Below are 24161 nucleotides of genomic sequence, written 5' to 3' on the forward strand. Positions count from 1 at the left end.
TGTCCGCAGGCACTGGGAACGGCAGCGCATATCACGAAGCCGGAGTCTTCCCAAGCCTTGCGCGGTTTCAAATGCCCCTGAGGAGGCTTTGACGCGGAATCTTCTTGACGGACGTTCCGAAAGCGGATCACTCTTGTATGCATGTCTGCTGACATAGAAACATACCTCTTCCCCACGCCGCTTTCGGATGCCAGCGCCCTGCCGCTGCGCGTTCAGATCCGCGAGCGGGTGCTGGCCGCCATCGGGTCGGGGCTGCTGAAACCCGACGACCGCCTACCGACTATGCGTGCGCTCGCCGTCCACCTGAGGGTGGATCTCAACACCGTCCAGCGGGCCTATGCGGAACTCGAGCGGCTGGGCGCGATCCGGACGCTGCGGGCGCGGGGCAGTTTCATCAGCGACACACCGCCACACCCGGACGGCGCCCTCAAAGCCGCGGAAGTCCGCGCGCTCGCGGCCTCCACCATCGCCCGCAGTCAGGCCGCGGGCCTTGATCCCGAAGCGGTCGTCATCGCCATGCGCGATCTTCTCGGTCTGCCTCCCACCCCATCCGAGCCCGAGAGCGGCTCTGCCAAAGGCTGATGTCCATGCCGGATTTCCCCGTCCTTCCTTCCGTGTCGCTGGTGCCATCCATGAATCGGAAACTGCCTCTCAACACGATTTCCGCCTCCATCGCGGCGATCGTTTTTTTGCTTTCGGCCGGACTGACGGCTCTGACGCGGCAGCACGGCTGGGTCATCGGTGGCTTCGTGCTGGCCCTGCTCGTGCATCTATCGCTCAAGATGTGCAATTCCTGGCAGCGCGTTCTGGTTCTGCGGGCAGGAAAGATTCAGGGGCTGCGCGGTCCGGGCCTGTTTCTGATTGTGCCCTTTCTCGATCAGATCGACGCCGTTGTGGACCAGCGTATCCGCACGGTGCCCGTCCATACGCGTCAGACCCTGACGCGCGATACAACGCCGGTGGATGTGGACGCGGTCGTGTTCTGGATGGTGCATGATCCGCTGCGGGCCATCACGGAGCTGGACAATTACGAGGGTTCGGTCTCGATGGTCGCGCTCACGACGCTGCGCGAGGTTGTCGGCAGTTCGGATCTGGCGACGCTGCTGGAAGACCGCCGCCGTATCGACGGCGAATTGCGCGATCTTATCGAGATCAAGACGCGCGAATGGGGCGTTACAGTTCAGGCTGTCGAAATCCGCGACGTACAACTGCCCGACAGTCTTCAGGATGCCATGAGCCGTCAGGCGCAGGCCGAGCGCGAGCGTGCTGCCCGCGTCACGTTGGCTTCGGCGGAGCGGGAAGTGGCGCACGAACTGGCGCAGGCGGCCAAAACTTATGAAGCCTCGCCGATCGCGCTCCAGATCCTTCAGATCAACCGAATTTTTGAAATGAACAAGAACCGCGGCACCACCATCCTGATGCCGACAACCATGGCGGATGCCATGACATCCGCAACAGCCTTTGCGGCCGCGATGCAGACCGTCCAGCCGGATGCAGGCGCCCCGGCTGAGACTGGTGGAGTCAGCGGCTGAAGCTGGCGACCATGTCCGGCAGGTTGCGCTGACGTCGCGTAGCCAGCCGCGCGGCTGTCAGGACGGAGCGGGCCTGCGAGATAGCGGTATCGAGGTCCGAATTGATGATCGTGTGATCGAATTCGGACCAGTGGGAAATCTCGTTCAGCGCCGCCTGCATGCGCTTGGCGATTTCTTCGGGATGGTCTGACGCGCGTTTGTTCAGGCGGCGTTCCAGTTCTTCCAGAGACGGCGGCAGAACGAACAGGCTCACCACATCGTCCGGTAGGGCCGCGCGCAGAAGGCGGTGCCCCTGCCAGTCGATATCGAACACCATGTCATGACCGGCATTCAGCGCTTCCTCAACTGGTGCGCGTGGCGTGCCGTAGCCCCGACCAAAGACCTCCGCCCATTCCAGCAGTTCGCCATCCGCAGCCATGCGGCGGAATTCCTCGATATTCCGGAAATGGTAATGCACACCCTCGACTTCCCCCGGACGCGGCCCGCGCGTCGTGACCGAGACGGAATGGCGCAGGGTTGGTTCCGAAGCGCGCAGGGCGTTGGCAATGGTGGACTTGCCCGCGCCAGACGGGGCCGAGATCACCAGACAGACGCCACGGCGGGGCAATTGGGTCATGGGGTCTCCTTGGAAGAATGAACCGGACAGGAATGTTCTGCCGAAGCGTCTAGCGTAAAGGGGGCGGTTCTGGCCAGATATTCAGAGCCTGTTCAGGGCGCTGCCCTGAAACCCGCCAAAGGCCGGTGCCTTTGGAAACCGCTTTATTTGGAATCGGGATCAAAGGGGTGAGCCCCTTTGTGGGGCGCGGGGCAAAGCCCCGATCCTCACGGCTCGGACTGCAGCTGCGCAACAATGGCACTGCTGATCGTCCGCCGCGTCGGGCCACCCAGAACGTGTCCAAGTGGGGCCAGAACTTCGATATGGTCACAGACAATCTTGAAGACCGCGAGCATCGGCACGGACAGGAACGCACCGGAGATGCCCCACATCCAGTCCCAGAACAGTAGCGATCCCATGACGAAAACGGGATTGAGCGTGAAACGCCGGGCCAGCAGCATGGGCGTGATGGTCTCGCCTTCCAACACATGGATCAGCAGATAGATCGACGGCGGCAGGAGCGCGTAAAGCAGGGACGGAAAACTGAACAGACCGACCACGAAATAGACCACCACACCCGTGAGCGGCCCGATGATGGGGATGTAGTTCAGCAGGAACGCCAGCACGCCCCATAGAAGCGGGTTCGGCATGCCGGTCGCCCAGCACTGGATCATGTTCACCAGCCCCACACCCAGATTCATCATCGTGATCGTCACGAGATAGAGCGAGACGTTCTGCTCGATCTGCGTCGCCATTTCCACTAGGCGGCGTTTCTTGGCGTAGGTCGGCATGATCTCGACGCAGCGTCGCAGAAGCGTGTCGCCTTCCGTCATGAGGAAGAACAGCATCAGCAGCATCGAGAAGAAGCCGCCTGCAAGCTCCCGCGTCCCGGCGAGAACGGAAGAGCCGAGCCGCGAGAGTGCCGTCTCCCCGCTGATCGGTCCGGTGACGCCATGTGCCGTATGTGTGTTGCCGGAATGGCCGCTGAACATGGCCGACAGACGCATGTAATCATGCTGGATCATGTCGATCGGTCCGCTGAGAACGGCCAGTTTGCTTTGCAACGCGGGGAGCGTCTGCGGCGCGCGGGTGATCCAGCCAGCAGCCGGGACGGAAATCGTTGTGGCGATTCCGCCCACGATTCCGAACATCATGACAATCAGCAGCAGGCCCGCCAGATGCCGGGGCAGGCGCAGGCGCTGGGTCAGGAATCGCATGGGCGCGATCATGAGCAGGTTCAGCACGAGCGCGAAGACGAAGGGCAGAAGGATGGGGGCCGTGAAATACAGCGAATAGAAGACAGCGAGAATCGTCAGGATCAGGACACACATGTCCCGGATGTTCAGATGGTCGCGCAGCAGGTTCCGGTCGAGCGTAGGGTCCGGAAAATCGCCGTCCGGCAGCAGTTTTTCACCAGCTTTCCCAGACGGGGACGCGGTATCGCTACAGGCAGGGTCGGCGGAGGACGCAATGGGACGGCCGGACATGTTTTTTTGCCTGCAACGAAGACGGAGCTTACGGACCAGAACGGTCCGCGAAAGGACACAGTTACGTGTTCTGCCCAAAAAACCCCTTGAACTCCAGTGGCATCCGGTCACTAAATCATGAGGAGCGCCTGTGGATGTGTTGTTGTCACATCTGCCGGTTATCGGAGACCAAGGAGAAAAATCATGGCCTGGAACACACCGAAAGTTACCGAAATCCCGCTGGGCGCAGAAATCAACTCGTATGTCTGCGGCGAGAAGAAATAAGCCTCTTCCCCGAGGCCCCGTCCTTGAGGAATATGGCACGGCCGCTCCCCTTCGGAGCGGCCGTTTTCATTCATGGGGGCCGCAGGTCACCCGATTCAGACGGTTTGTGAAAAAATGATTGATGTCATCGTGCTTGGCGCGGCGGCAGGGGGCGGTTTTCCGCAGTGGAATTCCGCAGCGCCCGGCTGTGTGGCCGCCCGCACGCGACAGGGCGCGAAAGCCCGGACCCAGGCCTCCATCGCCGTCAGTGCCGACGGAAAACGCTGGTTCATTCTCAACGCCGCGCCCGATTTGCGCCAGCAGATCATCGAGACCCCGGCCCTGCATCATCAGGGCAGTCTGCGCGGAACGCCCATTCAGGGCGTCGTCCTGACCTGCGGCGAAATCGACGCCATCACGGGGCTTCTGACGCTGCGCGAGCGCGAACCCTTCAGACTGATGGGCAGCGACTCGACGCTTCGGCAACTGGCGGACAATCCGATGTTCGGCGCGCTCGACCCTGAGATTGTGCCGCGCATCCCGTTGCTTCTCAACGAACCCATGTCCCTGATGAACAAGGATGGAATTCCCTCGGGGCTGCTGCTGACGGCCTTCGCCGTGCCGGGCAAGGCTCCGCTTTATGCAGAGGCCGCAGGCTCAAAGCCCGACGAAACGCTGGGTCTGTCCATAACGGACGGGCTGAAAACGCTGCTTTTCATCCCCGGCTGCGCGCATATCACGCCAGAGATCGTGGAGCGGGTGGCTGCGGCGGATCTCGTTTTCTTCGACGGGACGCTGTGGCGGGACGACGAAATGATCCGCGCCGGGCTGAGTCCCAAGAGCGGCCAGCGGATGGGGCATGTTTCGGTCAATGACGCCGGCGGCCCCGTTGAATGTTTCACGATGTGCGAAAAACCTCGCAAGGTCTTGATTCATATCAACAACTCCAACCCGATTCTGTTCGAAGACAGCCCCGAACGCAAAAGCGTCGAACGCGCCGGATGGACGGTTGCGGAAGACGGCATGACTTTCAGACTGGACACACCATGACGCTCCTCATCCCTGACCAGCTTGAAGAGAGGCTTCGGCAGATCGGTGCCGAGCGGTATCACAACCGACATCCATTCCATCGTAAACTGCATGACGGCAAGCTCGACCGCGCGCAGGTTCAGGCCTGGGCGCTGAACCGCTATTATTATCAGGCCCGCATCCCGGCCAAGGACGCGACCCTCCTCGCACGGCTGCCCACGGCCGAACTGCGCCGGGAATGGCGTCGTCGGATCGAGGATCATGACGGCACGGAGCCCGGAACGGGCGGTGTCGCGCGCTGGCTGATGCTGACGGATGGTCTGGGGCTGGATCGCGACTATGTGGAAAGCCTCGACGGCCTGCTTCCGGCCACGCGTTTTTCGGTCGATGCCTATGTGAATTTCGTGAGGGACCGCTCCATTCTGGCCGCCATCGCGTCCTCGCTGACGGAGCTGTTTTCGCCCACGATCATCAGCGAGCGCGTCTCTGGGATGCTGCGGCACTATGATTTCGTGTCGGAAAAGACGCTCGCCTATTTCACGCCCCGTCTGACGCAGGCGCCGCGGGATTCCGATTTCGCGCTGGCCTATGTCCGCGAAAATGCCCGCACGCCCGAACAGCAGAAAGAGGTTCTGGAAGCTCTGGAGTTCAAGTGCTCCGTGCTGTGGACCATGCTGGATGCGCTCGATTATGCCTATGTGGACGGCCACATCCCGCCGGGCGCTTTCGTTCCATGAGGGATCAGTCCTGTGTCGCGGAGGAGAGCGTTCTCTCCTTCGCGCGGGGCCATCGGCTCCAGCACGATCGCGTGAGAGACCTGTGGATCGTGCAGGCGCCTGAAAAAGCGTTTGTGATCGAGGGCTCCGCACCGCATATTCTGCGGCTTCTGGATGGGGAGCGCAGCGTCGGCGACATCATCCAGCAGCTTGCAAACGAATTTTCCGCCCCGCGTGAGGTCATTGCGAAGGATGTCCTCGCGCTTCTTTCTGAACTGACAGAAAAGAACGTCCTGCACACATGACACTGCCTTCGCCGCCGATGAGCCTTCTGGCTGAACTGACGCATCGTTGCCCGCTTTCCTGCCCCTATTGCTCCAATCCGCTTGAACTTGAACGAAAAGCGGCGGAACTCGACACCGACGGTTGGCGCTCCGTGCTGGAACAGGCCGCCGAACTCGGTGTGTTGCAGGTTCATTTCTCCGGCGGTGAGCCGATGGCCCGGCCCGACCTCGTCGAACTGGTCGCCCTCGCGCGGGACCTCAATCTGTATTCCAACCTGATCACCTCCGGCGTTCTGCTGGACGAAACGAAGCTGGAGGCGCTGGACAAGGCCGGGCTGGATCATATCCAGCTGTCCTTTCAGGACGTGACTGAGGCGGGTGCCGAGCGGATTGGCGGTCTCAAGGGGGCGCAGGCCCGCAAGATTGAGGCGGCGCGGCTCATCCGGGCGTCCGGCATTCCAATGACGCTCAATTTTGTGGTGCATAGGGAAAATGTGGCCCGTATTCCCGAGATGTTTGCTCTGGCGCGGGAACTCGGGGCCGGACGGGTGGAGATTGCGCATACCCAGTATTATGGCTGGGGGCTGAAAAACCGTGATGCGCTTCTGCCCAGCCGTGAGCAGCTTCAGGAGGCCACACGCGCCGTTGAGGCAGAACGTGCGAAGGGTGGTCTTTCGGTCGATTATGTGACGCCGGATTATCACGCGGACCGGCCCAAACCCTGCATGGGAGGCTGGGGGCAGCGTTTCGTGAATGTCACACCCTCAGGGCGCGTTCTGCCGTGTCACGCAGCAGAGATCATCCCCGATGTCGCGTTCCCAAATGTGCAGGACGGGACCCTGTCGGATATCTGGAACTGTTCGCCCCTGTTCAACATGTTCCGGGGGACGGACTGGATGCCCGAACCCTGTCGGTCCTGCGAGCGCAAGGAACAGGACTGGGGCGGATGCCGCTGTCAGGCGCTGGCGTTGACGGGGAATGCCGCCAACACCGACCCGGTCTGTAGTCTTTCGCCGTTCCATGACCGTGTGGAAAAGGCCGTGGAAGAAGCGTCAGAAAAGCCGGAGTTGCTATACCGGCGTTTCTGACAAGCGGCACTTTTTCCGCAGGGATCAGGAGCGGGCGGGCACGTTGCGCAGGAAGGCCAGTGTCTCGACACAGGCTGCGGCGGCTTCCCGGCCTTTGTTTTCGGCATCTGCGCGGGAGCGGTCCACGGCCTGCTGTTCGGTGTAGGTCGTCAGGATGCCGAAAGCGATCGGTACTTCGGTGGCAAGCTGGGCCTGCATGATGCCGATGGTGGCACCCAGCGAGATGAATTCGAAATGCGCGGTGTCGCCCTTGATGACGCAGCCGAGGCAGATCACGCCCTCGTATTGGCCGGATTTGGCCAGACGCTGGGCCAGAATGGGGAGTTCGAACGCGCCCGGCGCGTCATAGACGTCCACATCGGTGATGCCGCGCTCTTCGAGCCATTCAAGCGCGCCGTTCTTCAGGCCACCGGTAATACTCGTGTTGAAGCGGCTGGAGATGATGGCCAATTTCGGTGCGGGAGAAAGGCGCAGATCGGGGGCTACGGGGATATGTTTGCTCATGCCGGCTGTTCCTGAAGGAAATGGCCCATCCGTGTGCGTTTGGTCGCAAGATAGGCGCGGTTAAAAGGATTGGCTGCGATTTCCAGCCGTTCGCTGGACTGCACGTCAAAGCCGAAGCGGACGAGGTTGGATTCCTTGTCCGGATTGTTCGTCAGAAGACGGAGCGAACTCACGCCCAGATGCCGCAGCAGGTCCGCCGCCGCGTCCCATTCGCGGGCATCGGCGGGTAGGCCGAGGGCCTCGTTGGCCTCGACCGTGTCCATGCCATGATCCTGAAGCTCGTAGGCGCGGATCTTGTTGGCCAGTCCGATTCCGCGGCCTTCATGGCCCCGCAGATAGACCAGCACGCCGGATTCGGATGCCGAAATCCGCTCCAGAGCTTCGCGGAGCTGTGCGCCGCAGTCGCAGCGCATGGAGCCGAGCGCATCGCCCGTCACGCATTCCGAATGCAGACGCACCAGCGGAACGCCCTTGGACGGATCGCCTTTCACCAGCGCGACATGCTCCACGCCATCAACGGCGCGGAAGGCGTGGATGCGCAGATCGTGACCGCCGAAAATGCTGGGGAGGGCGGATTCGGCCACCATTTCGCCCGCAGCTGGAACGGGCGTGCAGATCAGGTCGTGGCCCGCGATGGCACCGCGTCCGTGTTCGCGGCACCAGTCCTGAAGGTCCGCGATGCTGACGATGGGCATGTTGTGACGGGCGGCATATTTCCGCAGTTCCGGCAGGCGCATCATGCTGCCGTCATCGGCCATGATCTCGCAGATCACGCCCGCGGGCTCCAGCCCGGCCAGACGCGCGATGTCGATCGACCCTTCCGTATGACCGTTGCGGCCCAGAACGCCCTCGGGATGCGCGCGGAGCGGGAAGATATGTCCCGGCGAGACGAGGTCGTCTGGCTTGGCCGCGGGGTTGGCGGCGATGACAATCGTGCGGGCGCGGTCTGCGGCAGAAATGCCGGTCGTCACACCTGTTGCCGCTTCGATCGAGACCGTGAAGGCCGTGCCGCGCGGGTCGCGATTGCGGGCCACCATGGGGGGCAGGGCCAGACGGTCCGCCTGTTCGGCTTCCAGCGGCAGGCAGATCAGGCCGCGGGCCTCACGGACCATGAAGTTGATGGCTTCCGGCGTGGCGAACTGCGCGGCCATGACCAGATCGCCCTCGTTCTCCCGGTTTTCGTCATCGACCATGACGACCATGCTGCCAGCGCGGATGGCCTCGATGGCGGCTTTCAGGGACGGCTTCATGAGGCCACCTTTCCAAGGCTGGGGGAGAACCGCAGCAGGTTCTCGACATATTTGGACAGCACATCGACTTCCACATCCATCCGGTCCCCGACCGACAGCGTGGAGAGGTTGGTGTGCTCCCAGGTGTGCGGGATGATCGTCAGGCTGACTTCAAAACCGGGCTGATTGCCGTGCGTGATGTTGTCATGCAGATCATTCACCGTCAGGCTGATGCCGTCGAAGGTGATGGAGCCTTTTTCCACGACATACTGGCGCAGCGCCTGCGGGACGAACACGCGCAGAGCGTAGGAATCCCCTGCTTTCTCGATGCTTGCGAGGGTCGCCACGCCATCCACATGGCCCTGAACGATATGGCCCGAAAGGCGCGTGCTGGCGGCAACGGCGCGTTCCAGATTGACGCGCGATCCGGCTTTGAGCTGATCCAGTGGTGTGCGGGAGAGCGTCTCGCCGCTGAGATGGAACGTCGCCACGCCTGCTGCATCGAAGGTCTCTACCGTCAGACACACACCATTGATCGCCACGCTCTCGCCGAGTTCCAGATCGGGGAAGCCTGTCTCTACGGTCAGGTCCATGGCCTTGTCGCGGACGGAGGCGGCGCGGACTGTGCCCAGACGCTCTATGATTCCAGAGAACATGCGTTTTCCCTCAGCAGTCGCAGCGGGCTTTCGTCCCGCGATTTCAGATCGATGCGGTCAGCACCCGCAGTTTTGTGAATGGTGAGCCAGTCGTCCCAAAGCCCAGCCTCGGCGACGGAGGCCAGTAGGGCTGGTCCGGCTTCGATCATCGCCCAGTTTACGCCGCGCTCCGCCAGCAGGGCCGGGACGGAGAGCAGGTCGGAACTGGTGAGAACCTCGAACCCGGTCTGCGTCATTTCGGCAATCCAGTCCGCCGGAAGGCGGCCATGGCGGTCGCAGACGATCAGAAGGCGCGGCTTGCGCCCCTCGTGGTCCGGGACATGCCGGACCGTGAAGCGCGGGCGGTCTGCCAGAACGGTGCCGATTCCGGTGATGATCGCATCTGTCGCCCGGCGCAGGCGATGCGCGAGGACGAGCGAGTCCGGGGATGTGAAAGTTTTCTGCCCGGCCGGTGGTAACATGGAGCCGTGTTCGTCCAGCGCCTGCTTGACGCTGATCCATGGGCGGTGCCGGACGACGCGGCTTGCGAAGGGGGCAAGAAGGGCCCGGCAGTCTCGGGCCAGATCGGCCATGTCTGGCCGGTCCGCCAGCATGACCACGCGTTTTGCGCCGGGCTCTTCGCGCAGTCGGTCTGCTCCGCCGGAGGCCTGCGGGTTTGGATCGGCCGCACCAATCCAGACTTCCCGAACCGGGCTGTTGCGCAGGGCTTCGCTGCACGGAGGGGTGCGTCCGGTGTGATTGCACGGCTCCAGCGTGACAAGAGCCACCCGTGCCTGATCCAGAACACCTGCCGCTCGGGCCCGCGCCAGAGCCATCGCTTCGGCATGGGGCTGTCCCGCGCGTGGATGAACGCCGACCGTCAGCACACGCCCTTCGGCATCCAGCAGCGCACACCCGACGGACGGGTTGGGTGCCGTGGCACCAAAGGTCTCGACAGCCTGTGAGATGGCCGCACGAAATCCGTCGCGAATGGCGCTCGGTGCTACTGTGTCGGAAAGGGTGGTCTGGTCAGGCAAGTTGCGTCTTCTGGTCCCGTTACAATCGGGACGTCCGCAAGGCGCACGCCGCCCTCAGCCGGAACGGAAAACAGGCAGGGCGGCAAGCGCCCAACCTGTCCGTGACCGGACAAGCGCTGCGTTCTCTTCCATCCGGACTATGACCGTCGGCTCCGGAGTCTCACCGGATCTGCTTGTCCCTTCCGGATCGAAATCCGGAAGGCGCTCGCGGGCTGAGGCGGAGAAATCCGCCAATACCGCCGGTGGGGAGTTTCACCCCGCCCTGAGAACGTCTGTGTTCAATTCGAACTATGGAACCGTCCGGACAGGAATGACAAGCAAAAATCTACACAGGCCTGTTTCCGAAGCCGCAGTCAGAACGTGCCGATACAAAAAAACCGCCGGTCGGGGACCGGCGGTTCTGAAAGCCCGAAGTGGGGTTTTCGCGAAAATCAGGGGGAAACGCCCGTGTGACGGTCAATCGCGCCCTGCGTTGCGGTTGCGCCGCGGGTAACGTTGTGACCGACGGAGCTCACGTCCTGACCAGCGCCGCGCACGGTGTTGCAGGCAGACAGCGTGACAGCTGAACCCGAAAGCAGGGCCAGCGAAAGGGCAATACGTGCAATGAACTTGGTGGACATGAAGAAAATCCTCTTAAAGAGCGTTTCGCCATCTAAACGACATTTCATGACAATGGTTCGCGGCCTTGGGAGAAATTTTTTCGGGCTGTCTCCGGTCCGAATTGAAGTCGTTTCATTCGTTCTGAACGAATGGCGCTGTGGGGCGCTTTATGAAGAATTTCCCCTTTTTGTGAGGATCCATGCCCCGTTCCCGGACCCAATCTTCTTCCCCCCGGCAGACCCGGCCAGCCATCGTCTGGTTTCGGGACGATCTGCGTCTGGCAGATCATCCTGCGCTGCATGAGGCGTCGTCGTCCGGTCGGCCGCTCATCTGTGTGTATGTTCTTGATGACGTGACCCCGGCCCTGCATCCAGCTGGAGCGGCGTTGCGGTGGTGGCTTCATGGGGCTTTGGCCGATCTGCGGGCACACCTAGAACGCCGGGGCGGGACGTTGCTGACGCTTGCGGGTTCTGCTGAGGATCTGCTTCCGCAGCTTGCGCGACACATGGATGCCGGTTCAGTGCACTGGCACCATCGTCTGCATGAACGCGAACGGGCGCAGGACGATCGGATCCGGCGGGCTCTGGAACAGCAGGGCTGTGAGGTTCGGGCGCACTGGGGAACAGTTCTGCTTGATCCGGACACGGTGCGGACGAAGCAGGGCGGATTCTATAAAGTCTGCGGTTCATTCTGGAAGGCGCTTCAGACGCACACTGTACCGGAGCCGTTGGGAATGCCGGACGTGTTGTCGTTTCAGGACGTTCCGGACTCTGTTCTGCCGGATAAACGGCTGAACGAAGCGGATCTCTGTCCGCAGGCTCCGGACTGGGCGGCTGGGTTCCGAAAGACTTGGGAGCCGGGGGAAGCGGAAGGGCAGGAGCATCTTGAGGATTTTCTGAAAGATGCCGTGGCAGAGTATCCGAGGGGTCGGGACAGGGTGGCGGAGGAAGGAACGTCGCGTCTGTCGCCCTATCTTGCGTCCGGTGCGGTTTCACCTCGTCAGGTCTGGGCGGCGTTGCAGACGCATGGGGCACATACGGATGGCCCGCGGATTTTCCTGTCAGAGCTCGGATGGCGGGAATTTGCCCGCTACACGCTGTATCACCTGCCGCAACTGCCGTTTGAAAACCTCAGCCCGAAATTTTCCGGGATGCGTTGGCGGAACAGTGCCGCAGATCTGAAGGCGTGGCAGCGCGGGCAGACGGGGGTGCCGATCGTGGATGCGGGGATGCGTCAGCTCTGGCAGACCGGCTGGATGCATAACAGGGCGCGGATGATCGTGGGATCGTTCCTGACGAAGCATCTGCTGATCGACTGGAAGGAAGGGGAGGCGTGGTTCCGCGATACGCTGGTAGATGCGGATTTTGCGAATAATGCCATGAACTGGCAATGGGTCGCGGGGACGGGCATCGAAGCCACGCCGTTTTTCAGGATTTTTAACCCGACGCGACAGGCTGAAAAGTTTGACCCGGATGGCGATTATATCCGCCAGTGGGTGCCTGAACTGCGTCGTCTGTCAGGAAAGGCGCTGTTTGAGCCTTGGGCCGCGAAGGAAGCGGACCTGCGGCACGGGGGAGTGATTTTGGGCAAGACCTACCCGCGCCCGATCGTCGACCTGAAAGACGGGCGGGATCGTGCCCTTCAGGCCTTCAGGGGGCTTTGAAGGCCTGAAATTCCGGCCCCGTGGCGGGGCCGGAGCGACCGGATCAGAGACCGCCGTTCAGGAAGTTGCTGACATCGCCGCGGGTTTTGCTGCCCAGAGCGTTGAGGCGGTTGCGCTGTTCCTGCGGGGCATTCTTGAGCTGCTGCAGGCGCTGATTTTCCTGATCGCGCAGATTGGTCAGCTTGGACTGTTCGCCGGCGATCTGCTTCTGAAGACGCGCCTTCTCGTTGGCCGGAGCGTTCGTGTATTTGTCCTTCAGGTCCTGAATCCGCTTTTCGCGCGCAGCCTGAGCGTCCTGCGACTGCTGCTGGTAGTTCTGGACCTTGCTGTTCAGGCAGTCTTCCCGCTGTGCCAGACGTCCGATGACATCATTCTGGCCGGTCTGCTGGCAGGCGCTGGATGCCGTGGTGTCTGCCGCATAAGCCTGCGGAGCAAGGGAAACGGCTCCGGCAATCAGTCCGACAGCAAGCATCGTGCGGGGGAAAGGAATGAAAATCATGACATCTCCTGTAAACGATCAGTAAAACATAGAGCGTCCTGATGGCGGGAATGTGGCTTTTTGAAAAGGGGCCTATTCCATGCCTTCTGCGATCGTCGATATCCGTTCAGGCATCAGTAATGTGATGTGGGTAATGCTTCGGATACTGATGAGTTTTTCTTTTTTGAAGGCGCTGAGGATCCGGCTGACCGTTTCAATAGTGAGTCCGAGATAATCCGCGATATCAGTCCGGGGCATGGGCAGGTCGAGTTCGACCGGACGGGACAGGTCGGGCTTTTCCAGATGCTGGCAGCGTTCAATCAGGAAGGTGGCCACGCGTTCGCGGGCTGTTTTGCGTCCCAGCAGGGTCATGCGGGCCTGCATCAGGGCGAGTTCGCGGGAGGCTTCTTCGCGCAAGCGGTGTTCAAGGCTGGGAAAGCGTTCGGTCAGGCGCTGCATGCCGGCATGGGGGAAGCGGCAGAGCGTGGCCCCGCCGAGGGCTTCGGCCCCGAAAGCGTAGCTGGTGGAGGCGGCGAGTCCGAGGAAGTGTCCGCCTTCTGCAAAGCCGGTAATCTGGCGTCGCCCATCCGGCAGAAGGGTAAAGAGCTTGACCCTGCCTCCGGTCACGACAAAGAAATCGTTGGCCGGTGCGCCCTCTTCTATAAAGGATCGACCGTCGGCAACGGTCATTCGTGAAGACTCGTTGGCGAGAATAGCAAGATCACAGTCGTCAATGCTGCTGCACACACTCAGACGTCGCCCTACGCAATGGGCGCAACGATCATGGACATCTTCTGGAGTATGTGACGCAGACATGATGAATCCTGTTCCCGTTGTGCTGAGCGCAGCCTGAAGACTTTCAGCCACACTACCACATAATTTACCAGACTTGATTCAGGTCAAGGTGATGGGAGGGGAGGAGTGCTTTGTGAGGCTCAACGAATGGTGATGGAAATTCCAGATGAAATTTAACGCTTTCGCGCTGGCCGCCGCAGTCGGCGCCGTTGCAACTCCCGCGTTTGCGCAGGTCACTGCTCCTGCTCCCCAGGCTACGGTCAGTGCACCCATGACGGCGGCTCCCGTGCCGTCCGTAAACATCCATGCGCCTGCCTCCGGCCATTGCGGCCTGTTCCAGACCTGTGCCAACACCCGCATCGGGCTGGGCAAGGGCGACTTCATCGTTCGTCTGTCCGCCCTCGGCGTGATGCCGGAAGATCGTGACAGCAGCCTGCGACTGAACGGCGCGCATCTTGGCGGTCGCGTCAAGACGACGCGTCAGGTCATGCCGGAGCTGACGTTCGAATACTTCTTCACGGACAATGTCTCGGTCGATCTGATTGCTGCCAGCACGCGTCATGAGATCGCTGCTGAAGGCGTTCCGGGTCTGGGCAAAGTTGATGTGGGCAGCGCCTGGGTTCTGCCGCCGACTGTTACGTTTGCCTGGCACTTCCGTCCGCACAAGCGCTTCAACCCGTATGTGGGTGTTGGCGCGACGCTGGCCTGGTTCCATAACGTGTCTCCTGCTGGTGGTCCGCTCACGCAGAAGCTCAATATCGGTGTGACGGGTGGCCCGTCCGTCAATGTCGGTTTCGACTATCAGGTCGTTGGCAACTGGTTCTTCAACTTCGACGTCAAGCAGATGTTCATGCGGGTCCATGCCTGGGCGCAGAACAATGCCGAGACCACGAAGATCACGGCGCATGACTCCCTCGACCCGACCGTCGTTGGCGCAGGTATCGAATACCGTTTCTGATTTTCGGGTCAGAAACTGGCATATCAGAAAAGCGGCCTTTCTCCGGAGGGCCGCTTTTTTGCATTTTTGTGGCAATCACATAAAACTTTTGCAATCCGGCCATTCCGTCAGTGCAAAAATCTTTTCGTTTCCGTATGTGACGTCTGGCGTCCTTCCATGGGATATGAAAACGTCCGAATGCTGGCCGACAGGTCATTGTCCAGACGTTTCAGTCAAAACGGGACGTCTGTCCTGACAGAGTTACGGGGTTTTCTATCAGCATGCGCGTTACCCGCGTCGGCGCGTGGGCCATTGGTCTGCTGTGCCTGACCATCCTTCTCGTCGTCGTTCTGCGATTCCGATCCCCGCATTCGACTGTTGCAGCGACCGAACCTCCTATGGTGACGCAGTCGAAGAACGGTCTCGTCGTCCGGGAAGGCAGTCCGCTTGAGAAGCGTCTGACGATACAGGCCGCTGTAAGCGTCTCGCGTGATCACGGCATTCTGCTTCCCGCGCAGGTCATGACGGAACCCGACCGGCAGGTGAATGTGTATGCGCCGGTTGCGGGGCGGATTACGGATGTTCTGGTCCATCTGGGCCAGCATGTGCAGCGCGGACAGGTTCTGGCCACGATTGCTGCCGGTGATCTGGATCAGGCCTGGGCTGACGATACCCGCGCGCGGGCCGCTTTGGATTTCGCACGTCGTGCCTATGCTCGCGCGCAGGGCGTTCAGGCAATCGGGGGGAATGCCGTCAAGGATATCGAAGCCGCCCGTAACGATCTGACGCAGGCACAGGCGGAAGCCGAGCGCACGCAGCGCAGGCTTCAGGTTCTGGGCGCGCGGCCCGGCTATTCCGCAAAGGGTCAGGCGCCGCTCGTGTCTCCCGTCGATGGTGTCGTCTCCACGACGATCATGGCGCCGGGGGAAAACATCACCGATCCGACCGCGATCCAGATGACGGTTCTGGACCTGTCGCAGGTCTGGGTTGCCGCGGCCATTCCGCAGGAAAATCTGGCGCAGATCGGTGAAGGCAACGTCCTGTCCGTCACTTTCGACGAGTTTCCGGGCCGGACCTGTTCGGGTCAGGTCATCAGTTTTGATCCGGCACTTCATATTGATACGCGCCGGGTCAATGCCTATGTCGCCTGTCCCAACGCCGATGGCGCCCTGCGTCCGGGCATGTATGTGAATGCGACCCTGAATATTCCGCAGCCCAGTGAGGTCATCATCCCCAAGGCCGCTCTGCTGATGAACAACGATCAGGTGTCGGTTTTCATTGAAACAGCGCCCCACACCTTCCAGCGGCGCGACATCACCATCAGCTATGATGAAGGTGAGAACGTCCGTGTGCTCAAGGGCATTGCCGCAGGAGAACGCGTCGTGACGAGCGGTGCCATTCTCCTGAATGATGACTGATCCGGTGGCCGTGAGCTGATGATCGAGCGTTTCATCTCCTGGTGCTTCAACCACCGGAACATCGTTTTCTTTTCCGCCCTGATTCTGGCGCTTCTCGGTGGTCTTTCGTGGAAGATCCTGCCGGTCGAAGCCTATCCGGATCTGGGCTCGGTCAGTGTGTCGATCACGACCCAGCAGGAGGGTCTGGCCGCCGAGGAAATGGAGCAGCAGGTCACGATCCCGCTTGAGCGGACGCTGGCCAGCGTTCCCGGCGTGACGGACAGCCGCTCCACCAGTACGTTCGGTCTGTCGCTGATTACGCTGATCTTCCGTGAAGGCACGAATGTCTATGCGGCGCGTCAGCTCGTCGAGACGCAGCTTGCCAACAATCCGCTGAACAATGGCGCCATGCCGTCGCTGGGGCCGATTTCAGGGCCGAGCGGCGAGATCTATCGCTATACGCTGGAATCCGACGACAAGAACCTGATGGAGCTGTCCGATCTCCAGCGCTGGACCATTATTCCGGCGATCCAGCGCGTGCCCGGCGTTGTTAGCGTAGACAATTTCGGCGGTCTGACACGCGAATACCAGCTCGTTCTCGATCCTGACTCGCTGCAACGCTTTCATGTCGGCCTCGAAGACGTGCTGACGGCCATTCGCAACAGCAACGCCAATGCGGGTGGTGGGCGTGTAAGCCGGGGCGAGCAGTCCTATATCATCCGTGGGATCGGCATGATCCATAATCTGGATGATATGGGGAACATCGTCGTGGCCAGCCATGGCGGCGTGCCGGTTTTTGTGAAAGATCTGGGGCGCGTCCAGTTCGGGCATCAGGTTCGTCAGGGTATTCTCGGCAAGGACCGTAATCCCGATACGATCGAAGGTGTGGTGACGATGCTGAGCGGGGAAAACCCCTCGCTCGTGCTCGACGGCCTTCACAATACGGTGGCGAAGCTCCAGCAGCAGCTCGCGCCCAGCCATGTCCGTATCGTGCCGTATATGGACCGTGACCATCTCGTGCTTTCCACGACGCACAAGGTCACAGAAACGATGATCGAGGGCATCGTCCTCGTGGGTGTCATCCTGACGCTGTTCCTGGGCAGTCCGCGCAGTGCCATTGTCACGGCCGTGACGATCCCGCTCGCGCTGTCGGTCGTGTTCGTGCTGATGCATAGTTTCGGGATGTCGGCGAACCTGTTTTCGCTCGGCGCTATTGATTTCGGCGTGATCGTGGATGGTGCCATCGTCATTACCGAGACAATCCTCCGTATCCGTGAGGAGCGCCCGACCGAGGCGCTTGATCCCGTCGAGGTTCTGCCGGTCGCGCAGCGTGCGGGGCGGGCAATCTTCTCGTCCACGCTCGTCATCATCGTGGCCTACAGCCCGCTTTTTGCGTTCGAGGGCAGTGAGGGCAAGCTCTTCCGCCCGATGGCCTATACCGTCAGCTTCGCGCTGCTGGGTGCGCTGCTCTGCGCCCTGACGCTCATTCCGGCCCTGACCTATCTGGCCCTGCGCAAGCCCAAGCACATCTGGCACAACCGCCCGCTGGAATGGCTGCATGCGCATTACACGCGCCTGCTTGGCCATTTTATCGACCGCCCGCTGATCGCCTATGGCGCCGGTGTTGCGGCGATGGTTGCAGTCGTGTTCCTTGGGGCGTCCATCGGGCGTGAATTCCTGCCGGATCTGGATGAAGGGTCGCTCTGGCTTCAGGTCCAGATGCCGACCGGTATCTCTCTGGAGAAGGGCGAGTCCATCGCCAATGAACTGCGTCATGCAGTCCGTGAGTTCCCCGAAACGTCCTACGCCATTACACAGCTCGGGCGCTCGGATGACGGAACTGACCCCTGGACGCCGTCGCATATTGAAATGCCGGTTGGCCTCAAGCCGTATGATCAGTGGCCGTCCGGCGAGACCAAGGCGCAGTTCGTCGAACGTCTGCGTCGGCGTCTGTCGCAGATTCCGGGGATCGATTTCGGCATCAGCCAGCCGATCCAGGACAATATGAGCGATCTGGTCGGCGGAGCGCACAGCCCGCTGGTCCTGCGCGTCTATGGCAACGATTTTCAGGAACTGCGCCGCATCGGTCAGCAGATCGTGGATATTCTCCATCAGGTTCCGGGCACGACGGAAGCATCGATCTTTCAGGAACCGCGCATTCCGCAGATCGAAGTGGTGGCCGATCGTCAGGCTGCTGCGCGTTATGGCATCAGCATATCGGATATTTCCGATGTCGTGTCGAACGCCATCGGCGATGCGCCGATTACGACCGTTTATGTGGGGGATCGCTTCTATAACGCGACGCTCCATATCCGCCGCAAGGACCTGCAGGACATGCAGTCCCTGTCGCAGATCCCCCTTCTGGATGCGGAAGGCGCCTATATTCCGCTGTCTCAGGTCGCGCATGTCGGGCTGCATATGGGCGAGAGCAACATTGCCCACGAAATGAGCCATCGTCAGGTCACCATCCGCGTGGACAATGGCAAGCGTCCGCTGTCGCAGTATCTAGCGGATGCGCAGGGCCGGATCGACCAGCAGCTGCATTTCGACAAGGAAAAATATACGCTCGAATGGGCTGGCTCCTTCCAGCAGGAAGAACGGGCCCAGAAGCGCCTGATGATTGCGCTGGGCGTGATGTTCGCGGTGATGCTGGTCCTGCTGTTTGCCGAATTCCGCAAGATCCGGCAGGCGCTGCTGATCCTCAGCGTGGTGCCGCTTGCGACGCTGGGCGGCCTGATCGCGCTGCATGTCCGTGGTGAGACGCTCAATATCGCGACCGCCGTGGGCTTTATCGCGCTGTTCGGCGTGGCCGTGCAGAACGGGATCATCATGATCGCCAGCATCAACCGCCATCGCTTGGAAGGTCTGGGTGTTCGGGATGCTACCATCGCAGGCGCTGCCGAGCGCTTCCGTCCGGTGCTCATGACCGCGACGGTGGCGACGGCGGGTATGTTGCCGGCTGCTCTTGCCACGGGTGTGGGCACGGACGTGCAGCGCGGACTGGCGACGGTCGTGGTGGGCGGTCTGGGGATCGCCACGCTGCTGACGCTGTTTGCCCTGCCGGTCTATTTCAGCGAGCTTGAAATGTGGGTTGAACGCCGGGATGCGAAGAAGCGTCCGCAATCTGCCACAGAGGGAGCCGGATCATGAAGATGCGCTCTCTGGTGTCCCGCCACGCGTCGTTCCTGCTGTGTCTGACGGCACTTTCCGCTTGTGCAGTCGGCCCGGATTTCCATCGCCCGGACCTGCCGAAGAATGCGGCCTATGAAGGTCAGCCCCTGACCGCGACCGCCGGACATGGTGTGGCGGGTGCAACCATACCGCAGCAGTTCCAGTCCGGCGTGGATATTCCGGGCCAGTGGTGGACGGTGTTCGGCAATCCGTCCCTGAATGCGCTTGTCGATCAGGCGCTGGCCAACAATCAGTCCCTGCGCGCCATGCAGCAGGGGCTGAAATCCGCGTGGGAACAGCGGCGGATCGAGGGTGCGGGCCTGTACCCGACGCTTTCGGCTTCGTTCAACCCGACGCGGAACAAGACGTCCAAGGTCTATTCTCCCGTTCCGAACTCGAATGTGTGGCTCTATAACGTCCACACCGCGCAGCTGAATATCGGCTATGTGCCGGATCTGTGGGGCGGAACGCGTCGCGCGATCGAGGCTGCCGGAGCGCAGGCGGACCTGCAGAAATTTCAGCTTGAAGCCACCGCGCTGACCATGATTTCGGATCTCGTGAATGCGACGATCGAGGAAGCCACGATCCGCGCCGAGATCGACGCCACGAACGACCTGATCCGCAGCCAGCGCGCCGTGCTGAAGACGGTGACGGCCGAGCAGGGGATCGGGAACGCATCCCGACAGGACATTGCGCAGCAGCTGGCCTCCGTGGCCCAGCTTGAGGCAACACTGCCCGGTCTGAGCCTGCAACTGGCGCAGACGCGGGACCAGATGGCAGTTCTGGTGGGCGTGACGCCCAACACGCCGCTGCCCGAGTTTCGTCTGGAACAGTTCACCCTACCAAAGACGCTCCCGGTCTCGCTGCCGGCGGACCTGCTGAACCAGCGCCCCGATATCCGCGCGGCTCAGGCGCAGATCCAGTCCGCCAGCGCGCAGATCGGCGTGGCCATCGCCAACCGCTTGCCGAACGTGCAGCTCAGCGCCACACCGGCGCAGGCCGTGGGCGTGATGAGCGATTTCTTCAAGCCCGGCTATGGCAACTGGACGATCGCCGCGACCGTCATGCAGCCGATCTTTCAGGGTGGTTCGCTCCTGCACGCCGAGCGTCAGGCGCGCGACAACCTGCTTCAGGCTAACGAGACCTACAAGGCGACCGTCCTGTCCGCCATTCAGGACGTGGCGGACAGTTTGCATGCCGTCACGTTCGACGCTGATGCCCTGAAGGCCGACGAGGAGCTGCTGAAGGCCACGACGCAGAGCATGACGATCGCGCGCGGGCAGCTGCGTCTTGGGGATGTCAGTGAGCTTGTCCTGCTGCAAGCCCAGCAGACGGATGCGCAGGCACGTCTGGCCTATGTTCAGGCCGAGGGGGCGCGCTTCTCCGATAGCGTCGGGCTGTTCCAGTCTCTCGGCGGGGGCTGGTGGAACCGGAATGACATGGGCATGACCCCAGCGGCCCAGAAGGCGCTCGGGAAGTCGTTGGTGCCTTGGTGAGGCTCAGGGCTCTGCCCTGAAACCCGCCAAAGGCCCAACGTCGATAAGAGGGGCCTTTGGAAACCATTACGTTTGAATCGGGATCAAAGGGACTGAGTCCCTTTGCGGGGTTCCGGGGCAGCGCCCCGGAAGTGTCAGTCTTACTGACGCGCTGAGTAAATCTCGCTCAGACGATCCGGCGTACCTGCGATACGCTCCAGATGCGGGTAACGCAGACCGTCATGATAGGGAATGGAGACCGTGGTGACATGGTCGCCAGACTTCACGATCAGACGGATGTCCTGCTTTGGATCCTTCTGTGCGTCCGTGACGGCGTGGAGCAGACGCTGTGGCGTGAAGCTCATGTCGTTGACGGCCACGATCGTCACGCCCGGAACCAGCCCTGCCTTGAAGGCCGGGCTCATCCAGTGCTCACGTCCCACATGCCCGGTCGCATTGACCGTCAGGCCGAGCGAGAAGGACAGGTCCGTGGTGTGGCGTGCGGCTTCGCTGGCCTTGATGAAGGCGGTCGGCTTGGACGTATAGACCAGCTTGTACCCACCATTGGTCAGGCCGTTGAGCGGCGCGTGCGGCTGGATCGTGTCCAGACGGTCGTGCAGGAACTTGGCCCAGTCATAAGGCTGCACGCTGTTGAGCGTGGCGACCACATCGTCGAACTGATAGGGGCTGACGACGAAGCTGCCGCTGTTGGTGCCGAAGAAAGCCTTTGCGAAGTCATCAAGCGACTTGTGATCGTTGGAGAGCTTGCGGATCAGAGCATCGGCATCCAGCCAGACAAGCTGCCCTTCAACGTAATAGTCCTCCGAACGCTGCCAGTCGCGCCATGACAGCGGGGCACGCTGTGCAATTACGGGATCGTTCGTCGTGTCTTCCAGCGGACGCCACTGACGACCCGTCTGGTTGTCATAGGACGCTGCCATATAGGCCAGCGCCTCGAAACCCTGATCCTTCGTCACGAGACCCGTACGTGCGGCGAGGACATTGCCCCAATACTGTGTCTGGCCTTCATAAACCCACAGCATGGACCCGCGCTGCGGTGTGTTGAAGTTGGGCGCCCACAGATCGGCCGGACGGCGATACTTGCCGTTCCAGGAATGGGTGTATTCATGGGCGAGAAGGTCACGCTCGGGGAATGTCTTGTCCCACTCCGTGAAATAGCCCGGAGCAGCGCTGTTTTCGCTGGACTGATGATGTTCGAGACCGATGCTGCCCAGTTCATCCGTCAGGGCGAGAAGAAAATCGTAATGGTCGTAGTGGTGCGAGGCGAACAGCGTTGTGGCCTGCCGGACGAGGTTCTGATGGGCCGCAATCTGAGACGGCGTTGCATCCAGCGAGTCCGGCTCGTCTGCCACGACATCCAGCGAGACCGGAACATGATCGGGGCCGGTCAGGTCGAACTTGCGGAAATAACGTCCGGCAAAGATCGGAGAGTCGACAAGCGTATTGAACGTCGTGGCATTGAAATGCGTTTCGTCACCATACACTCCGGCGCGAAGGGCCGAGCCGATCTGCCAGCCATGCGGAATGCGTACGGAGGGCTGAACCGTAATGCCACGGGTGAAATATCCCGCCGGATAGAGCGAAACCTGATCCCACTGCACATTGACGATGGACGGCGTCATGACCACACGGCCCTGACCCGGCGAAATCGGCGTCAGGAGCTGGAAATGAAGGTCCAGCGTCGGGGTGCTGGCAGAAACGGGGATATGGAATGCGGCCACGTTGACTGTATCGCGCTTCCAGTCCAGCGTACGACCGTTGCTCTGCACATGCAGGCTGGCGAGCTGTTCGATCACGCCTGTGGGAGAATGATCGCCCGGAATCCACATCGGGTACAGAAGGACCATTTCTCCCTTCTGCTGCACCTCTTTCGGTACCGGAACTGTCTCATGAATGGACATCACATGATGCAGCGTATCCGTCGCATCGACCGAGACCGTCATGGTTCCGGGAAACGCCCGGTCCTGCGGTTCAGGAATGGCGGCGGGCATGGGGAGCGGCATGGGCTGGGACTGCGCGAGAGCTGGCGGAACAAGGCTGGTGAATGTCGCGAGTGCGACTAAAGTCCGTATGGAGGGCATGGATATGGTCCGACAGGAGATCTATAATGTTAAAAGAAATAACGATATTGATAGGAGTCAACAAGAGTTTTAAAAAATATAACGGTTAACTCGGCATTCAATCAGGTTTATTAAAACATTAAATATTATTATATGGAGATTTTATGATAGTAAAATGCATAACGATGCAAAAAGATGAGAATAATACATTGCTTCCATGGATAAAGTACCATGGTTATTTATTTGGATTTGAAAATATAGTTGTGTTTGATAATGGTAGTACCATTCAGTCTGTTATTGATAATTTATTGTTATTAGAAAGCGTAGGTGGGACAGTTATTTGGGGGTATCGGGACTCTCAACATTTCCATGACAAGGGAGATATCATTGCCAGATTTATAAAAAATCTTGATGAATCTGGCGAAGAATACGATTTTGCATTTCCAATGGATGCTGATGAGTTTTTGGGTGTCTGCAGCAATGGAAATATTTTAGCAAATAAAAATAGTATTCATTCACATTTAGAACGCTTGGATAGATTGGAGGGGCCATTCAGAATAACGATGGATCTGTTCAATATCGTCAATAGTCCTGGGTGGTACTGGCCACAGCCATCAGGAAAGGTTTTTGTTAGAAAAGATACACTTAAAAAATTAGATCACGGTTTTCACTTTTGTGAGACTGTTCTCGGCTCTACGGAAATAAATACGCAATTTATCTATTTTCATTATCACCATAAACCTTACAATGACTTCATCCGCGGAGCATATAATAAATTAGCTCCGTTTGTTGATATCAATGATTCTGAAGCCTTGAAAAATTTTCAAGGCCCTGGCGGACATTTGCTGGGCCGACTGACCGAAGGAGAAAGTTGGTTTAATCAACGCTTGTCAAAAGCTTTGAGGGTCTATGTTCCAGACATCCCTCATATTTTGGGAATGCTGGGATTGGAAAATCCCCTGTTTTCGTGTCGAGAAGCCGATCAAGCTGTTCCCGCGATGGCTGTTGCGGATAGTGCTGATGATGAAGGCGTCGTACGAGAATATAAAATATTCGATGCAAAAAAATATCTTGCCAATTGGCCTCATATAGCTGCCGATGGGATTGATCCGTTCAGGCATTATGTTTATTTTGGTTATAATGAAGGATTGTCTTTATAACTGAAATAAAACTGACAGATTACTA

General features: G+C 60.2%; 23 protein-coding genes and 1 riboswitch. Of the genes, 13 read left to right on the forward strand and 10 right to left on the reverse strand.

What is annotated here, in order from left to right:
• Nucleotides 1-141: 141 nt before the first annotated feature.
• Entirely contained in the window at nt 142-582 is a 441-nt protein-coding gene (locus JK213_RS03530) for a GntR family transcriptional regulator (protein ID WP_194261045.1), read from the forward strand.
• A gap of 50 nt (nt 583-632) precedes the next feature.
• On the forward strand, nt 633-1532 hold the full coding sequence (locus JK213_RS03535; protein WP_228125281.1) for a slipin family protein: 900 nt from the start codon (nt 633-635) through the stop codon (nt 1530-1532).
• Here JK213_RS03535 and gmk read toward each other — a convergent pair.
• The gene (gmk, locus tag JK213_RS03540) at nt 1522-2148 is read right to left on the reverse strand and encodes a guanylate kinase (RefSeq protein ID WP_194261047.1); all 627 of its coding nucleotides are present in this window, start codon (nt 2146-2148) and stop codon (nt 1522-1524) included. The two genes, JK213_RS03535 and gmk, sit on opposite strands and share 11 nt — an antisense overlap.
• A 206-nt stretch (nt 2149-2354) precedes the next feature.
• The gene (locus tag JK213_RS03545; protein WP_194261048.1) at nt 2355-3614 is read right to left on the reverse strand and encodes an AI-2E family transporter; all 1260 of its coding nucleotides are present in this window, start codon (nt 3612-3614) and stop codon (nt 2355-2357) included.
• A gap of 183 nt (nt 3615-3797) precedes the next feature.
• Between JK213_RS03545 and pqqA the strand changes: the two genes are divergently transcribed.
• The 5 genes from pqqA to pqqE all read left to right on the forward strand — a co-directional run bounded on the left by pqqA (nt 3798) and on the right by pqqE (nt 6974).
• The gene (gene pqqA, locus JK213_RS03550; protein WP_010502998.1) at nt 3798-3878 is read left to right on the forward strand and encodes a pyrroloquinoline quinone precursor peptide PqqA; all 81 of its coding nucleotides are present in this window, start codon (nt 3798-3800) and stop codon (nt 3876-3878) included.
• Nucleotides 3879-3992: 114 nt separating this feature from the next.
• Nucleotides 3993-4907: a pyrroloquinoline quinone biosynthesis protein PqqB gene (gene pqqB / locus JK213_RS03555; protein WP_077803979.1), complete on the forward strand. Its 915-nt coding sequence runs from the start codon at nt 3993-3995 to the stop codon at nt 4905-4907.
• Complete coding sequence (gene pqqC, locus JK213_RS03560) at nt 4904-5623, forward strand: pyrroloquinoline-quinone synthase PqqC (RefSeq protein ID WP_194261049.1); 720 nt, start codon at nt 4904-4906, stop codon at nt 5621-5623. Before pqqB ends, pqqC begins: the two co-directional genes overlap by 4 nt.
• Nucleotides 5620-5907 (forward strand): pyrroloquinoline quinone biosynthesis peptide chaperone PqqD, encoded by a 288-nt coding sequence (pqqD, locus tag JK213_RS03565; RefSeq protein WP_194261050.1) that lies wholly within the window; start codon nt 5620-5622, stop codon nt 5905-5907. The genes pqqC and pqqD overlap by 4 nt, the downstream gene beginning before the upstream one ends.
• On the forward strand, nt 5904-6974 hold the full coding sequence (gene pqqE / locus JK213_RS03570; RefSeq protein ID WP_194261051.1) for a pyrroloquinoline quinone biosynthesis protein PqqE: 1071 nt from the start codon (nt 5904-5906) through the stop codon (nt 6972-6974). The genes pqqD and pqqE overlap by 4 nt, the downstream gene beginning before the upstream one ends.
• A 24-nt stretch (nt 6975-6998) precedes the next feature.
• Here pqqE and ribH read toward each other — a convergent pair whose 3' ends face one another.
• From ribH to JK213_RS03595, 5 genes are all read right to left on the reverse strand, one after another.
• Nucleotides 6999-7478, reverse strand: coding sequence for a 6,7-dimethyl-8-ribityllumazine synthase (gene ribH, locus JK213_RS03575; protein ID WP_194261052.1), 480 nt, complete (start codon nt 7476-7478; stop codon nt 6999-7001).
• The gene (gene ribB / locus JK213_RS03580) at nt 7475-8728 is read right to left on the reverse strand and encodes a 3,4-dihydroxy-2-butanone-4-phosphate synthase (RefSeq protein WP_194261053.1); all 1254 of its coding nucleotides are present in this window, start codon (nt 8726-8728) and stop codon (nt 7475-7477) included. Before ribB ends, ribH begins: the two co-directional genes overlap by 4 nt.
• Nucleotides 8725-9363, reverse strand: coding sequence for a riboflavin synthase (locus tag JK213_RS03585; RefSeq protein WP_194261054.1), 639 nt, complete (start codon nt 9361-9363; stop codon nt 8725-8727). The genes ribB and JK213_RS03585 overlap by 4 nt, the downstream gene beginning before the upstream one ends.
• Complete coding sequence (ribD, locus tag JK213_RS03590; RefSeq protein ID WP_228125282.1) at nt 9345-10379, reverse strand: bifunctional diaminohydroxyphosphoribosylaminopyrimidine deaminase/5-amino-6-(5-phosphoribosylamino)uracil reductase RibD; 1035 nt, start codon at nt 10377-10379, stop codon at nt 9345-9347. The genes JK213_RS03585 and ribD overlap by 19 nt, the downstream gene beginning before the upstream one ends.
• Before the next feature lie 116 nt (nt 10380-10495).
• Nucleotides 10496-10653, reverse strand: a riboswitch (FMN riboswitch).
• Between the two features lie 157 nt (nt 10654-10810).
• On the reverse strand, nt 10811-10999 hold the full coding sequence (locus JK213_RS03595; protein WP_099285974.1) for an entericidin A/B family lipoprotein: 189 nt from the start codon (nt 10997-10999) through the stop codon (nt 10811-10813).
• A 179-nt stretch (nt 11000-11178) separates the two neighbouring features.
• Between JK213_RS03595 and JK213_RS03600 the strand changes: the two genes are divergently transcribed.
• Nucleotides 11179-12642: a deoxyribodipyrimidine photo-lyase gene (locus JK213_RS03600; protein ID WP_194261055.1), complete on the forward strand. Its 1464-nt coding sequence runs from the start codon at nt 11179-11181 to the stop codon at nt 12640-12642.
• 43 nt (nt 12643-12685) lie between these two features.
• On the opposite strand, the gene JK213_RS03605 is transcribed toward JK213_RS03600, so the two are convergent.
• Both JK213_RS03605 and JK213_RS03610 read right to left on the reverse strand, forming a co-directional pair.
• On the reverse strand, nt 12686-13141 hold the full coding sequence (locus JK213_RS03605; protein ID WP_194261056.1) for a hypothetical protein: 456 nt from the start codon (nt 13139-13141) through the stop codon (nt 12686-12688).
• Between the two features lie 72 nt (nt 13142-13213).
• Nucleotides 13214-13810 (reverse strand): helix-turn-helix domain-containing protein, encoded by a 597-nt coding sequence (locus JK213_RS03610; RefSeq protein ID WP_194261319.1) that lies wholly within the window; start codon nt 13808-13810, stop codon nt 13214-13216.
• Between the two features lie 271 nt (nt 13811-14081).
• Here JK213_RS03610 and JK213_RS03615 point away from each other — a divergent pair, with 271 nt between their 5' ends.
• The 4 genes from JK213_RS03615 to JK213_RS03630 all read left to right on the forward strand — a co-directional run bounded on the left by JK213_RS03615 (nt 14082) and on the right by JK213_RS03630 (nt 20916).
• Nucleotides 14082-14873, forward strand: coding sequence for an OmpW family protein (locus tag JK213_RS03615; RefSeq protein WP_194261057.1), 792 nt, complete (start codon nt 14082-14084; stop codon nt 14871-14873).
• Between the two features lie 260 nt (nt 14874-15133).
• A complete protein-coding gene (locus tag JK213_RS03620; protein ID WP_194261058.1) occupies nt 15134-16270 on the forward strand; it encodes an efflux RND transporter periplasmic adaptor subunit in 1137 nt (378 codons plus the stop codon).
• 18 nt (nt 16271-16288) lie between these two features.
• Complete coding sequence (locus JK213_RS03625; RefSeq protein WP_194261059.1) at nt 16289-19399, forward strand: efflux RND transporter permease subunit; 3111 nt, start codon at nt 16289-16291, stop codon at nt 19397-19399.
• Nucleotides 19396-20916, forward strand: a complete 1521-nt coding sequence (locus JK213_RS03630) for an efflux transporter outer membrane subunit (RefSeq protein ID WP_228125284.1) — start codon at nt 19396-19398, stop codon at nt 20914-20916. Before JK213_RS03625 ends, JK213_RS03630 begins: the two co-directional genes overlap by 4 nt.
• A gap of 140 nt (nt 20917-21056) precedes the next feature.
• On the opposite strand, the gene JK213_RS03635 is transcribed toward JK213_RS03630, so the two are convergent.
• Nucleotides 21057-22997, reverse strand: a complete 1941-nt coding sequence (locus JK213_RS03635) for a M61 family metallopeptidase (RefSeq protein WP_194261060.1) — start codon at nt 22995-22997, stop codon at nt 21057-21059.
• A 164-nt stretch (nt 22998-23161) separates the two neighbouring features.
• On the opposite strand from JK213_RS03635, the gene JK213_RS03640 reads away from it, so the two are divergent.
• A complete protein-coding gene (locus JK213_RS03640) occupies nt 23162-24136 on the forward strand; it encodes a glycosyltransferase family 2 protein (RefSeq protein WP_211571281.1) in 975 nt (324 codons plus the stop codon).
• Nucleotides 24137-24161 lie beyond the last annotated feature (25 nt).

The sequence above is a fragment of the Gluconobacter sp. Dm-44 genome, assembly GCF_018256175.1.
Classification (GTDB): domain Bacteria; phylum Pseudomonadota; class Alphaproteobacteria; order Acetobacterales; family Acetobacteraceae; genus Gluconobacter; species Gluconobacter cadivus.